This window comes from Serratia sp. N21D137 (assembly GCF_047530005.1).
Taxonomy (GTDB): domain Bacteria; phylum Pseudomonadota; class Gammaproteobacteria; order Enterobacterales; family Enterobacteriaceae; genus Chania; species Chania fonticola_B.
This window is the reverse complement of record NZ_JBLJAJ010000050.1, coordinates 1-14,582: the sequence shown is the minus strand read 5'-3', so window position 1 is coordinate 14,582 and position 14,582 is coordinate 1. Positions and strand designations below refer to the sequence as shown.

Genomic DNA, 14,582 nt, shown 5'->3' with positions numbered 1-14,582 from the left:
GAACACATACTCAACACACGAGGGAGAAAATCTCTGGGCTATCGCTCCCCCAATGAGGTATTTTTAACACACTTACAGGCGGCATAAGCCCCCTGGGTTTTGTTGCGTTTCGAGTGGGAATGGGGCCTATCAATCCATCAGTACCTATGCTCAGCGTTCCATCGCGCCGCTCAAAGCCCAGCTCACGGTGGGGCAATACTTCACGCCGGGTGAACAGTTTGACAGCGTGCCGTTCACCGGCGTGCAGTTGACCAGCGATACCCGCATGAATCCCGATAGCGAAAACGGCTTTGCGCCGGTGATCCGCGGGATCGCCAATTCCAACGCCAAGGTCACCGTGCGTCAGGGTAATCATGTGATCTACGAGACCAGCGTGCCACCCGGCCCGTTTGCCCTCGACGATCTCCACAGCACCGGTTACTCCGGCGATCTGCTGGTAACGGTAACCGAAGCCGACGGCCAGACCCGCATCTTTACCGTGGCCTATGCGGCGGTGCCGCAGATGTTGCGGCCGGGTGTTTCGCGCTTCAATCTTTCCGCAGGGAAATACCGCGACAGCACGCTCGACAGTGTTCCCAATCTGTTGCTGGGCACCTGGCAGCACGGGGTATCCAATCTGGTGACCGTCTACACCGGCGGCATTATGGCTGAGAAATATCAGTCGCTGCAGGGCGGGCTGGCATTGAACACCGGCATCGGCGCGTTTGCACTGGATCTCACCCAGTCCTGGGCTAGCGGCCTGAAGGGCAATGCTACCGGGATCGATGAACATATGCAGGGGCAGAGTTACCGAGCGACCTACAGCAAGCTACTGTATGAAACGCGCACCAACTTTACCTTGGCGGCCTACCGTTTTTCGAGTGAGGGCTACCTGAGTTTCAGCGATTTTGCTCGGGCGCGCAGTAGCGAGACGCCCACGTTTAATGAAATGAGCAGTCTGCCCGGCCTGATAGGTAGCGTTGTCGAGTCTGCCCGGCCGCGCAACCGCTATCAACTGAACATCAATCAGCCTTTAGATGATGGCTATGGCAGTCTGTTCTTCAGCGGCTCGGCGCAGAACTACTGGCATAATCGTGGGGGCACCAGCACCACGTTTCAGGCTGGCTATGGTAATAGCTACCGTTGGGGGAGCTTCAACGTAGGTATCAGCCGGACTATCGGCTCGGTAGGACAGTCGGATACGCAGTACCTGTTCAGCATCAGCATTCCTCTCGGCAGCCGGGATCGTGCGCCTATGCTGACCACCTCGCTGAACTACAGTGACAGCAAGAACACCACGGCGCAAACCACCCTCAGCGGTACGGTGGGTGAAAATAATCAACTGAACTACAACGCGTTTGGCAGCAGCAACCGGGCTGACAGCCATAGCGCCAATTCACTGGGCGGCAACGTGCAGTACAGCTCACCCTATGCTGTGATGAGCGGCGGGGCCAGCAGTGGCAATAGCACACGGCAGTTGAGTCTGGGGTTGAATGGCAGCGTGGTTGCCCATCCGGGCGGCGTCAACTTTACACAGTATCAGGGGGATACCATGGCGGTGGTGCAGGCCAAAGGGGCAGAAGGGGCGGCCATCAGCAGCAACGTCGGTGCAGCGGTGCAGGGTAACGGTTTCGGGGTGGTTTCTGGGCTGATGCCATACCGCCAGAACGAAATCGCGCTCGATCCTAAAGGGACTTCGCAGAACGTGGAAATCAAAGGTAGTTCCCAGCAGGTCGCTCCCAGCGCCGGGGCCATCACGATGCTGAAATACCAGACCGAGACCGGTGTACCGGTGATGTTGCAGGCCAGCCGTACGGACGGTAAACCGATCCCGCTAGGGGCCGAAGTGCTGGATGACGAGGGAAACTACTTGGCGATGGTCGGCCAGGGAGATCTGATCTTTGTGCGCGGTTTGGCTCCGCAGGGACGGCTAGTAGTGAAATGGGGGCGGGATGCGGACCAGCATTGTTCACTGCAGTACCGTTTACCCGCAGACCTGGACAAAATCCAGGGCTACCCGAAAGTCGCTGCGAAGTGCGAGCGGTGAGCGTGATTTCTGCCCGGCAACGCTGGGCAGCAAAACTGACCCTACATAGTTGTTTTTAAGCGCTATGATTATTTAAAAGGCTGTTTTTGTCTTTTTCATTTTTTGGATGATATCAATCATGAACAGATCGCGAATTATCGCCCTCCTCTTTGCTGTACTGTGCAGTTGGGTATTTCAGGTGCAGGCCAACGTGGTCATTTCCGGCACTCGACTGGTTTACCCGGCTAAAGATCGGGAAATCACCGTAAAAACCACCAATATGGGGAAAGAACCCTCAATGGTGCAGGTGTGGATCGACCGGGGCGACCCCAATAGCCGTGCCGATACCGCCAATGCTCCGTTTCTGGTGACACCACCGCTGGTACGTATTGAGCCTAACAAAGGACAAGCGTTCCGCGTGGTCTTTACCGGTGCCGATTTGCCGAAAGATCGTGAGTCTATTTTCTGGTTCAACCTGCTGGATGTGCCACCGCTGCCCAAAGATGCCGATGCCAATGTGATGCAGGTAGCTTATCGTTCGCGTATCAAACTGTTTTACCGCCCGGAAGGGCTGGCAGGCACCCCGGTCAAAGCCGCTGAGTCTCTTGCCTGGTCACGGGGAGCGTCTGGTAAGAGTGGTGTTGAGCTACAGGTTCGTAACAACAGCCCGTTTTATGTCTCGTTGTCCACTGTCACTTTGAAAAGTGGTAGCGCGTCATTTAAAGATGCCGAGGGGAAAACCCTGGCTCCGTTCAGCAGCCAGAATATCACGCTGAAAGGCACGGGGGCGTTACCGGCCGGGCAAGCCAACGTGACGTACAGCTGGATCAACGACTACGGTGCCGCTGTAACGCAAACCACGCCACTGACGCTCTGATAAGCCGGCTTCAATGGGATTTTCCTCCCAATTGTCTGTGTTTATGCGTCTAAGACAGAGTTCGAATATGAATATAGACTTTCAGAAGATGATAAATAAAATGAAAACAAAGCAGATATCGCGCGCCAGGCTATTGGCGCTATCCCTGGGTGGCGTGGCTCTGGTAATTATGGGTATCTCTCAGGCCAGTGCTGTCACTGTATGTAACCCGCCCGCGCCACTTTCCATGACTTTCCCGCCGCTGGTGTTTGAAGGTGGGGCGGATGGCCCAGCCATTGGTCAACCGATCACCAGCGGTTGGGGGGCAGCTATAGTCAACCCCAATTATCTCACTGGTGATGCCACTTGCTTGATTAGCATGGGGATTACGTTACCAACGCTGGATGGCCCCATAATTCCCAACCTAACCTATACCGAGGATGGCATCACCTATCCGATATTTTCCACCAACATCCCGGGGATCGGCATTATTATTGGAATAAAAGCGATGTCGGCGGCGAAATATACACCAGTAACAAGGATCACTTCATTCCGTCCCGTTCCCAGCCCATCACAAGGTATGGGGTTAGCCATTCAGGCCAAGCTGATTGTCACCGGACGTTTGACCAGCGGCGTTTACCCCATTGCCAGCCAGAGATTGGTCCGTGTTTATACCAATGGGCCCAATAACGTGACTACTCCTGAAACCGATTTGATACTCAACGCCAGCACGGTAACCATTACGGCCAGAACCTGCGAGATGCTCAGTGGCACCTCGCAGAATGTGCCGCTACTGCCGGTTGGTAAAAACCAGTTTTCCGGCGTGGGTACCTCGGCGGGGGGAGAGGCTAATTTCTCGCTGACTACGCTCTGTGGCAGCGGTGTCAAGCTGTATGCCACGATGACCGATGGTTCCGATCCCGGCAATATCAGTAATATACTCAAACCTGCCGAAGGTACTACAGCATCGGGCGTGGGGGTTCAGATACTGCGCAACGGCTTACCGATATCCTTTGGTCCCGACTCTTCAGCGTTCGGGAATACTAACCAATGGTATATCGGTACTGCTGGCAGTGGGGGGAGTGAACCCTTTACTATCCCGCTGAAGGCGAGATACGTGCAGACAGCGCAGAATATGGTGGCAGGCAGCGTTAAGGCCAGAGCCACCGTGACTTTCTCCTACCAGTAACGCCATCATTGCCAATAAAAAACCGGTGAAATTGCCGGTTTTTTATTGGATGAGGAAAAGGTTTCGCCCCAGACTTTTTCCGCGTAGTGTATTTACCACCAAGCTCTGTAGTAAAAGAAATAATAATTTTCTTTAATAAGGTTTTACTTATATCAATTTCTGCATTTTAATAAATAGGTTTTGATTATGCTTTAGCTTGTGCGCCCATTCAATTTTTATTTATATTTATATAAGTGTAATAACTTGATTTCATTGACATAAAAAATAAATTTCGATTTGACTTATATTGATAATCTATGTTTAATTTTCGTTTAAGTTGTTATTGTTATTGTTATTGTTATTGTTATTGTTATTGTTATCTGACGTTATCTGAACCACCGCTTTTCCCTGGCTGGCATAAGAATAAGGTTATCCTTATTTAATCCAGTCAGCAATATGGCAATATATTCGCATCTGTGAAATAGACCCGATCAGGGTTGTATCGCAATCATGATTAGATAGCGTTAACCACCGATAACTTAATTTTAATCAACAGCAATCTATTTGCTGTGCTGAATACAATCTAGTAAAACCAAGGAATATAAAACATGAAAGCAATCTCTATCAAAACCGCCCTGGCAACTCTGATACTGGCTGGTCTGGCAAGCAACGCCTTTGCCTACGATGCACAGATCAACATCACCGGTGAACTGACTGAAAGCACTTGCCTGATCAATGGCGCCAGCAGCCCAGCGGTCAAGAACGTCACTCTGCCAACTCTGTCCAAGTCTGCCCTGACCGGTGCAGGTTCATGGGCTGGCCGTGTGCCAGTAACCTTCGAACTGACTGGCTGTGATGTGGGCACCACCGGTGCAACCGCCACTTTCGAAAACGGCCCGAACATCAGCGCCGAAGGCAACATGAAAAACCTGGCTGCCACCAACGCTGCCACCAACGTTGAAGTTCAGCTGCTCGATGCTGCGGGTACCGCGCTCAACCTGGCGTCAGACACGGTAACGACCCCAATCGTCGGCGAAGCCGGGACCTTGAAGTTCTTCGCACAGTATTACTCCAAGGATGGCGGTGCGTCAGCTGGCCAGGTGGTCTCACACGTTGAGCTCTCAATGAACTACAACTAATCCCCCTGGGGATACTGGTAGTCACGGTATCCCTGATTTTTTAAGGGCATCCACCATGGAGTGCATTTAAAAAAGCATTTACTTACTGCTTACGACCTCTTTGGACCCCCAAACTTCGGAGAAATAGTCATGTTTGCTGGCTTCTTAAACGCATTTACTCCTCGCCAGACTCGTCAGATCTTTGTGACCAGCCTGTTGGCGTTGGCGGTAAGTACGGCTGCCCATGCCACAGACCAGGATTCTCCGGAGTTGGCAGAGTTCGACCCTGGTTTTTTCCGCGGGCTCAGCGGCCAGGCGACCGACCTCTCGCGTTTCAGCAAAGGTAACACCCTGAGCCCCGGCCACTATCGCTTTGATGTGTACGTCAATGAGCTGTGGGTGGGCCGCCAGGAGATCACGGTAACCCATACGGTCCCCGAGGCGGGGGTGAACTATTGCTTTACCCCTGAGCAGGTACTGCAATGGGGGCTGGATGCCAGCAAACTCCCCGAGGCGGCGCTGGCGCAACAGGCGCTGAAGAACGAGAAGTGCTTTGACGCCGAGAAATTCATTCCCGGTTTCAAGTTAAGCGCCAATACCGGTGAGCTAATGCTGGAGATCACCGTCCCGCAAGCCTTTATCGGTTCACGCCGTGGCGTGGTCGCGCCCGAGCTGTGGGATCATGGTGTCACAGCCGGTTTTGTCGGCTATAACCTCAACGCTTTTCACACCGACAACCGGGATGGGGGCAATACCACCCAGTATTTTGGCGGCTTTAACAGCGGGATCAATCTTGGGGCTTGGCGGTTACGTCATAACAGCAGCTACACCCGGACAGATGGGAGCAACAATTCTGGGCACTATCAGGCTATCAGTAGTTACGCTCAGCGCTCGATCGCACCGCTCAGGGCGCAGTTCTCGGTGGGGCAATACTTCACGCCGGGTGACCAGTTTGACAGCGTGCCGTTCACCGGCGTGCAGTTGACCAGTGACTCCCGTATGAATCCTGATACCGAGAACGGCTTTGCGCCGGTGATCCGTGGGATTGCCAATTCCAACGCCAAGGTCACCGTGCGCCAGGGCAACAATGTGATCCATGAGACCAGCGTGCCACCCGGCCCGTTTGCTATCGACGATCTCCATAGCACCGGCTACTCAGGCGATCTGCTGGTGACGGTAACCGAAGCCGACGGCCAGACCCGTAGCTTTACCGTGGCCTATGCGGCGGTACCACAAATGTTGCGCCCGGGGATTTCACGTTTCAACCTGTCAGCGGGAAAATACCGCGACAGCGCGCTCGACGCTACCCCCAGCTTCTTGCTGGGCACCTGGCAGCAGGGGATTTCCAACCTGGTGACTGCCTACACAGGAGGGATTGTATCCGACAAGTACCAGTCGTTGCAGGGCGGATTGGCTTTGAACACCGGTCTGGGTGCGGTGGCCGTGGATATCACGCAATCACGCGCTAGCGGCCTGAAGAACAGTGCCACCGGGATCGAAGAGCATATGCAGGGGCAGAGTTACCGTGCAACCTACAGCAAGCTGCTGCCCGAAACGCGTACCAACTTTACCCTGGCGGCCTACCGTTTTTCGAGCGACGGCTACCTGAGTTTTGGTGATTTTGCCCGTGCGCGCAGTAGCGAAACGCCCACGTTTAACGAGGCGGGGAGCCTGCCCGGTCTGGCGGGTGATATTTCTGAGACCTCTCGGCCACGTAACCGTTATCAGCTTAACGTCAACCAGCCGTTGGCCGACGGGTACGGCAGTTTGTTCTTCAGCGGCTCGGCGCAGAACTACTGGCATAACGGTGGGGGTACCAGCACCACGTTCCAGGCCGGTTACGGCAACAGCTACAAGTGGGGTAACTTCAACGTCGGTGTAAGCCGGACCCTTGGCTCAGCGGGGCAGTCGGATACGCAATATCTGGCCAGCGTCAGCATCCCATTGGGCAGCCAGTCGCGGGCGCCGATGCTGACGACGTCGCTGAATTACAGCGACAGCAAGAACACCACTGCGCAAACGACCCTGAGCGGAACGATGGGTGAAAATAACCAGCTAAACTACAATGCGTTTGGCAGCAACAACCGGGCAGACAACTACAGCACCAGCTCGCTGGGTGGCAATGTGCAGTACAGCTCCCCGTATGCGGTGATGAGCGGCGGGGCAAGCACTGGCAATAGCGCCCGCCAGTTGAATCTGGGGCTGAGCGGCAGCGTGGTCGCCCACCCGGGTGGCGTCAACTTTACGCAGTATCAGGGGGAAACCATGGCGGTGGTAGAGGCGAAAGGCGCGCAAGGAGCAACCATCAGCAGCAACGTCGGTGCGGCCGTTCAGGGTAACGGCTTCGGGGTCGTCTCCGGGCTGATGCCTTACCGTCAGAACGAAATCGCGCTCGATCCGAAAGGAACGTCGCAGAACGTAGAGATCCAGGGCAGTTCTCAGCAGGTTGCTCCCAGCGCCGGGGCCATCACGATGTTGAAATACGAGACTGAGACCGGCGCGCCGGTGATGTTACAGGCTAGCCGTACGGATGGGAAACCAATCCCGCCGGGTTCAGAAGTGCTGGATGACAAGGGAAACTATCTGGCGATGGTCGGCCAGGGTGACCTGATTTTTGCGCGCGGTTTGGCACCGCAGGGGCGACTGACTGTGAAATGGGGGCAAGGAGCCAATCAGCGTTGTTCACTGCAGTACCGTTTACCGGCCAACGTAGCCACCATGCAGGATTACCCAAAAGTGGCTGCCAAGTGTGTGGTGCAGTAAGTCTACTTGCCACAGCGATCCCCGCACCGCCGAAACGGTGCGGGGACGGTTTTTTAGCGATCAAATCCCCATTCGGACCATTTGCTTTTGATTTTCTCCTGAAGCGGCAGCGGATAATTGGTGGCAAAGCTCAATACCTGCTCCAACGGCTGGTTAACCTGCTGCTGGATCTGCAGGCAACTGTAGGCCACCAAGCCGCCGCGCCCGCGTAGTTTGGTGGCCACATCCAGGTAAATCTGTAACCCGGTACCGTCGGAGTCATATTGCGGATAGTGAAACACGCCTTGCACCGGGTTATTGCGTGTGGCCAATGCCCAGGTCACTTTGTTGCTGTCATCAGGAGGAATATCTTCGCCCACGATAATCAGCTTGGCGGTGGTTTTACCAATATGGTTGGTCCAGAACACCTCGGCAATCTTGTCGATAAAGGCTTTGACCGTCATGCCGGTGATTTTATGCCAGTCGTCACGTACCCGGATCACCAGCCAGTGGGAAGAGGCCTCCAGCGGGCTGAAACAGTCGATGATCGGCAGACCGGACTTTTCAAAATACACTCTGGCGGTGGCGGATAAACAGAAGCGGCCGAGCATCAGCGTAGAGTCGATCGGAACACCCGGAATGCAGATCGGCAAGATAGCCTCATCGCGGAAGGTGACACAGGTGATTTTCGCCAGTGGTTTCAGGCTGGACTGGTTGGAAAGGTAGCCGGGGAACTCGCCAAACGGGCCTTCAGCCACGGATTTATCCGCGCTGACATAGCCTTCGATGATGATTTCACATTCGGCTGGCACCAGCACATCGCAGGTTTCCGCTTTCACCATTTCGATGCCGTGGCCAAGGAACGCAGACGCATAGTTGTATTCATCATGCCAAGCCGGCGGAGCCGCAGAAAGCAGCATGGTGACTGCCGGGGGTACCCCAAGGGCAATCACAAACGGACAGTCTTTCCCCTGGGCCGTCCACATATTGTAGATCATGCCGTTATGCTGGAAAGGCAGCCACAGGCCGACAATATTGTTCTTCGAATAATGCGGGCCATTGCCGTGTGCTACACCGACCGAACTGGCGTGAGGCGGTTTTGGCGTTGGGTTATTCTGCGGCCGTGAACCGGCGATCATCGCCCGGCTGAAGGACCAATTGGTCCAGGCGTCCTTATCTACCGTGTATGCGTCCTCCGGTACAGGTTCACCCGGTGGAGTACGCACCATGATGGCTCCGGCTGTCTGGAAATAGCGGCCACCGTCGCCGTCGTGCAGGATAGGGGCCGGGATTTTGGTCATATCCACCTGATCGCCCACCCATTTGTTTTGCTTGCACGGGGCAGTAGCCGGATCGACCATCACTGGCGGATGTGGCTCCTGACCGATGGCATCCAGAAAGGCATCCTGGATCTCCAGCAACTGTGCATCGTCTGGCAAACCGAGCATCAGCGCCAGACGCTGCCAGCGTTTGCCCGGCACGCGACTGACCGTCGGGCCCATTTCTGCTGCCCGAAAACCGGGGGCGCCCTTCACCTTGCTAAACAGCGGCATTGGGCTTTCCGTTTCGCAGGCGTGGCGCAGAATGGCACCGATCTCCAGATACCAATCCACCTCGTCAGGTATCGCCACCACCTCTCCCTTGCTGGCCAATAGTTCCAGATAGGCGCGGTAGGATTTGGGGACTTTCTGCACATCAATTTTCAGTTTACGTCGCTTCATTGATTTTGATCCTGATGTGGGCCACTGAGTTCATCGGCCAGGGCGAAAGACTGGGCTACGCCGGTCAGCGTTGGGTTCCATGAGCCAGGGCGGGGGAACAACATGCTGCCCAGCCCATATACGTTTGGGTAACGGTGCATCTGACCGTTGAGGGCGGTGACCGAGGTGGCCGGATCATCCCCCATCCATAAGGTGCCAGCTTCATGCACCAACCCCTGATTGCGAATATTGTCTGGCGGTGAAGGTTCCCAGGTGAAGCTGCCGTCCGGGTTATTGTGCTGGTACTCCAGAGGGGCATCTCCGGCAAGAGCGTACATCACGTCATAGGTGGTTTTATCCATCGCATCCCAGAACTGACGGTCGGTTTCCTTCATCTGGATATACACCTCGGCCTCGCCCAGCGGGTTGGTCGTGACGTAATTCCACGAGTTTGCCGAGCGTTCCCCGAGGAATTCCCCCATCGAATGCAGCATGATCACCACGTAGTCAGGATCCTGATAGGTGGCAACGGCTTCTGGTGAAGAAGCATCTGGCAGAATGCGATACAGCACGTCGTAGCTTTCTGCGGGTTGCGGGTTATGGACCACGCTGATGTGGGTATGCATCAGGCGGTTGGTGGTTTTATCGATGCCGGGCAGGTAATAGGCCACGGTTTGCAACTGGTTGGTCAATGCCGGCAGGCTGCTGGCGGGGATACGGGCGGCCAGCCAGGAACGGATATGACCACACAGGTTTTTCCCCACCAGTTTATCGTCAGGGAAAGACTTGGTGAGGATAAACCCGGCTTCCAGCGTGTTGCAGGCCAAAATCACTTTGGCGTTGCCGACGCTTAGTGACCCTTCTTTAGTGATGATTTCGGTGACAACGTCACTTTCTGCAATCAGTTTTTCCACTTCGGCATTGACCACTACCTTGAGTGAGGCGTAAGCCTGCACATCATTCACCAGTACCGAAATGGGCGAGAACTTGGCCCAATCCTCTGGTGCCACTCCCTGGCCAGTTGCCATGGCCGAGTCCAAAGCGCTCGGGCTTGGCTGCGGCTTGGCTCCGCTGATATTGGCCAACTGCGAGAACAGGCGCTCACCCATAAAGCGATTCAGTGACTGGTTGCGATTGCCGGGGATGTCCAGGGAGTAGCGCCTCCCCATAAATTCGCCGGTGGGATACCACTGATTATCCAGACGCTCGATCGCCTGCGGTGGCCAGTCCGGCATTTCGCTGCTATCGGGTTGCGGTGTCCAGGCGTTCCAAAACAGCGCGCGGCCGCCGACATAAGGGATCTGCGGCATAAAGTTGAGGCTGAGTTTCATATCGGCAGAGCCATGGTAGGTCCATGGCCGGATACCCACGCTGGTGTTGAGTTTGATGTAGGCCGGTGGAATGTTCTGAATATGGTCGGGGATCAGGTAATCGCCTTTCTCCAGCACCAGAATGCGGGCCTGGGGATTATGTTGCAGCACCCGGTGGGTAAAGCTGGTGCCATAGGCACCGCCACCAATCACGATATAGTCAAAAGACTGCCCCTTGATCTGGGCAAAGCGGGAAAAGTAGATATTGTCGACTTCACTCATAGTTGGCTCCCGGAACGTGACATGCGAAAAATCATCCCCGCCCCGAACCGGCGGCGGGGCAAACGGCTATGGGTAATAGGCGCGGCTTTGAATGGCCGCCGGGGCTGAGTTGAGGGTTTGTACCGCCACCGGGGCGCAACCACCGATCAACTGCTCCAGATCTTTACGCATGGGGTGGCTGCTGGTCCCCAGCACCAGTTTTACTGCCTCAGCGTGGCCGCTGTTGAGGAAATAGGTATCCATCGCCTGCAGGATGTTCCAGCGGCAACCGATCAGTTTGTTATCGTGAACGCCGTATTCGGTAATTGGCGAGATGTTGCCCGGGATCGACTTGATGCCCAAGGTGTTGACGATGCAGGTGAAGATCGCGGTGTTGGCATCCTTGGGGTCGTCCACCCGGAAGCCCCAGGTTTCTACCCACTCGGGTTGATAGACCGCAGAGTTGGTCCGCACCGGATTTTGCGAGGCCAAATTGACCTTGAAAGTGGTCTGGAATTTAGGCTCGCCAAACAGCTGCTCACCGGCGGCGATGGCGATGGGGGCATCGCAAGGCACCCAGACGCGATGATTGCCGTACAGCTTGGTTTGATCGCCGTCCTGGATAAACTCCTGATAGCCAATCGGGGCCAATTGGTCTTTACGGTGTTCAGGATAGGCGACAATGTTGAGCTCCAGCTCCTGGGTGATCGCCGCACCGCTGCTGCCCCATTGCTCCGGCGGGGTATTGAGGCCAGAGGCAAACTGTCCGGCATACAATTGGAAGTTAAAGCTCACCATCGCCTTGTCGCCAAACCGCGCCGGGCTAAGCCCGGTTCCCTGCAAATAAGGTTCCACACGGCTCAATGGCACCAGATAATACACGCCAACGTTGGTCAGTGAGGCGTAGTAGAACGGCATGGTGAACGGCGACGGGATGCTGGGTAAATCATTTTGCTGATTAGACATGTGCGTGGTTCCTACTGTTGTTGGGATTGAGGTTTGGCCGAGTGTGGGCAAGCCGCCGGTACCGGATAAGGCGCGGCCTTCAGCGCCGAAAGAATGTTCAGTGGGTTGAAGTACTGACGCATCAGGGTGATTTGATGCTGTTCATTGAATTGATAACGGATCGCCCAGTCGTAGCGATAGGGTACGCGGCCGCATTTGGTCGTGCCTTGTTCGCCTCCGTAGGACATGGCCTGATCGCCGCTGAAGAAGGATTTCTCGACGCCCGCGCTGCCAAAATTCACCGTTGCACCAAGCAGCGTCCAAAAACGGGTAAACCCCTCGTGGCCGTAAAACACGCCCAGATAGGGGCATTCGCTGGGGCCGGAGATATCCCAGATCACCTCGTCACTCATGCAGGAGAGAGCCAACTGCAGGTTACCGGTGGAATAGGCTTGCTGCAGTTGATCCAGAGTGGCCTCATTGCTGGCAGTGGCATCTGCACTGGCATTTGCACTGTCGGTTAAGGTTACGGCTGCGGTGGCCGGAGCAGCCATCAACACCTGTTTACCCAGCGGCTGGTGGTTAGCCACGGTGTACTCAAACGTGGGGGCGCAGTGAAATAACTCCTTGCCGGGGAACGGGTTGGCGGTTATGGCGCGGAAATCATCCCGCAGCGCACACATCGCCACCACGGCGGCCATCAACTTGTCTGGGGCACCGGTAAATGCAGTTTGCAGATCGCCGAGTAACTGACAATAACGCTGGTTAAACCGGATGATGGCGTCACGAACTTCACCGGGTGGATAATCACTGACCTTGGCATTGCTGTCGATCAGCACGCTTTTGTTCCACGGCACCGGGAAGGGGTCGCCGGTAGGGCCACTGGCCACGGTATCGCCTTTTTGATACAGCCGTTCATTGTAGATCTGGCTAAAACGGAAATAGTGGGCCAACTCATCTTCATCCACGACCCAGATATCGTTTTCTGTGCCTTCGCCCTGATCGGTGATCAGTTTCATGGCGGCTACCGCGGATTTCAGATCGCTCACTTTCAGTACGTTGCCCCCGCCGCCGTAGTAGAAAACATCCGGCGGGATCTGGCGCTGCGGATCGCCGCAGAAAATCGCCCGTTCTCCATGGGTTTCCACCGCTGCCCGCAGCCGCGATTCGATGTAAAGATAAAACTCACCGATGGTCATATCGCTGGGGACTTCATTGGCGATGGCGCGCGGGCGGACATCTTTCGGATGCTCGATCACCATGCCCTGGAAGATGCCGTTTTTGGAGAAGCCGTACAGATTCACTTCAATATCATCAATATCGTAAGGCAGCCGCGCTGGATAGCTGGGCAGGAAATCGGGCGAATCGACTGCAGGTGTCCCGCCGATGGCGTTGAGCAGGTTGGCCGTCAGGGTGAAGTGCAGCATTTCCTCCACCACCACCGAACGCAGGGTTTCGATGATGCGCCAGTCAACGTCGTCATCCAGGGTATAGAGCATCGTCAGATAGGGGGGAATGGTGGCATGCTCCAACTGCATGGCGTTTTGCAGCAGATTGCGCAGTTCGGTCAGATCCTGCGCCAGGCTTTTTTCGTCGGCAAACTGCACATAGCCGAGTTGAGCAAACGAGGTTTCAGCAAGCTGGAAGGTCTTGGCTTTTGCGGTCATGTTCATATCAATGTTTCCGTCCGAGTATATGGTCGGCAGTGGCGAAGGTCAGGGCCGTCATGGTGAGCGTGGGATTTGAGGTGCCCAGCGTTGGCATGCTGCCGCAGCCAATAACGTAAAGGTTGGGGTGATCCCAGCTTTGCTGGTGCCGGTTGACTACCGAATTCTCTGGCCGCGTTCCCATCCGGTGGGTGCCTGCAATATGGCCAACGCCCGCCCAGATGTAACCGTTACCTTGCCAGGTGAAATAACCGGGGTTGTCCGACTGGTAGTGGGTAAAATCCTTGATGCCCAGTTGGCTGAACAGGCTGCTGGCCACTTCGCGGCCAAACGCCATCCCGCCTTGGCTATAATCGTCCACGTTGTAGTGGATCACTGGCCGGTAATTACCGAGCGGATCACGCCAGCGATCGTCGATGGTGACGCGATTGGCGGCATCCGGCAGCTGTTCGGTCATCATGTCCAGGCGGATTTGCCGGGGCAGTACCTGCCCAAGCTGCTGGCGTAACGCCTTGCCATACAATCGCTCGTCATCCACCATATCCAGCGTGCTGTCCACAGGTTCGTTGCGTGGCCAGCTCCAGCCCCAGTTGCCGATCTCCAGCACAAAGGCGGCGCGATCGCGGCGGAATTCGCCACCCCGGTAGTTCACCAACGTTGACGTCAAACCCGGCCCACGAAATGGCCCCATTCCCACTCGAAACGCAACAAAACCCAGGGGGCTTATGCCGCCTGTAAGTGTGTTAAAAATACCTCATTGGGGGAGCGATAGCCCAGAGATTTTCTCCCTCGTGTGTTGAGTATGTGTTC

The 14,582-nt window shown here is 55.5% G+C and carries 10 protein-coding genes and 1 pseudogene; 6 read left to right on the top strand and 5 right to left on the bottom strand.

The window, feature by feature from the left end:
* Positions 1 to 133: 133 nt before the first annotated feature.
* From ACMV5H_RS23935 to ACMV5H_RS23910, 6 genes and pseudogenes are all read left to right on the top strand, one after another.
* Positions 134 to 1,732 (top strand): annotated as a pseudogene (locus ACMV5H_RS23935) (fimbria/pilus outer membrane usher protein); the annotation flags it as partial.
* Between the two features lie 6 nt (positions 1,733 to 1,738).
* Entirely contained in the window at positions 1,739 to 2,026 is a 288-nt protein-coding gene (locus ACMV5H_RS23930; protein ID WP_414822611.1) for a FimD/PapC C-terminal domain-containing protein, read from the top strand.
* A 118-nt stretch (positions 2,027 to 2,144) separates the two neighbouring features.
* Positions 2,145 to 2,882: a molecular chaperone gene (locus ACMV5H_RS23925; protein ID WP_115158500.1), complete on the top strand. Its 738-nt coding sequence runs from the start codon at positions 2,145 to 2,147 to the stop codon at positions 2,880 to 2,882.
* Between the two features lie 100 nt (positions 2,883 to 2,982).
* Positions 2,983 to 4,050 carry a fimbrial protein gene (locus ACMV5H_RS23920; RefSeq protein WP_181817501.1) on the top strand — a complete coding sequence of 356 codons (1,068 nt, stop codon included), beginning with the start codon at positions 2,983 to 2,985 and terminating at the stop codon, positions 4,048 to 4,050.
* Between the two features lie 587 nt (positions 4,051 to 4,637).
* Positions 4,638 to 5,168 carry a fimbrial protein gene (locus ACMV5H_RS23915; RefSeq protein ID WP_059200786.1) on the top strand — a complete coding sequence of 177 codons (531 nt, stop codon included), beginning with the start codon at positions 4,638 to 4,640 and terminating at the stop codon, positions 5,166 to 5,168.
* Between the two features lie 129 nt (positions 5,169 to 5,297).
* Positions 5,298 to 7,910, top strand: a complete 2,613-nt coding sequence (locus ACMV5H_RS23910; protein ID WP_414822610.1) for a fimbria/pilus outer membrane usher protein — start codon at positions 5,298 to 5,300, stop codon at positions 7,908 to 7,910.
* 53 nt (positions 7,911 to 7,963) lie between these two features.
* Here ACMV5H_RS23910 and ACMV5H_RS23905 read toward each other — a convergent pair whose 3' ends face one another.
* From ACMV5H_RS23905 to ACMV5H_RS23885, 5 genes are all read right to left on the bottom strand, one after another.
* The gene (locus ACMV5H_RS23905; protein ID WP_414822609.1) at positions 7,964 to 9,610 is read right to left on the bottom strand and encodes a UbiD family decarboxylase domain-containing protein; all 1,647 of its coding nucleotides are present in this window, start codon (positions 9,608 to 9,610) and stop codon (positions 7,964 to 7,966) included.
* Positions 9,607 to 11,181 carry a GMC oxidoreductase gene (locus ACMV5H_RS23900; RefSeq protein ID WP_179251553.1) on the bottom strand — a complete coding sequence of 525 codons (1,575 nt, stop codon included), beginning with the start codon at positions 11,179 to 11,181 and terminating at the stop codon, positions 9,607 to 9,609. The genes ACMV5H_RS23905 and ACMV5H_RS23900 overlap by 4 nt, the downstream gene beginning before the upstream one ends.
* 66 nt (positions 11,182 to 11,247) lie before the next feature.
* Complete coding sequence (locus tag ACMV5H_RS23895; protein WP_021806362.1) at positions 11,248 to 12,126, bottom strand: hypothetical protein; 879 nt, start codon at positions 12,124 to 12,126, stop codon at positions 11,248 to 11,250.
* 11 nt (positions 12,127 to 12,137) lie between these two features.
* Entirely contained in the window at positions 12,138 to 13,778 is a 1,641-nt protein-coding gene (locus tag ACMV5H_RS23890) for a ferritin-like domain-containing protein (protein WP_414822608.1), read from the bottom strand.
* Position 13,779: 1 nt separating this feature from the next.
* Positions 13,780 to 14,463 (bottom strand): GMC oxidoreductase, encoded by a 684-nt coding sequence (locus ACMV5H_RS23885; protein ID WP_414822607.1) that lies wholly within the window; start codon positions 14,461 to 14,463, stop codon positions 13,780 to 13,782.
* Between the last annotated feature and the right edge of the window lie 119 nt (positions 14,464 to 14,582).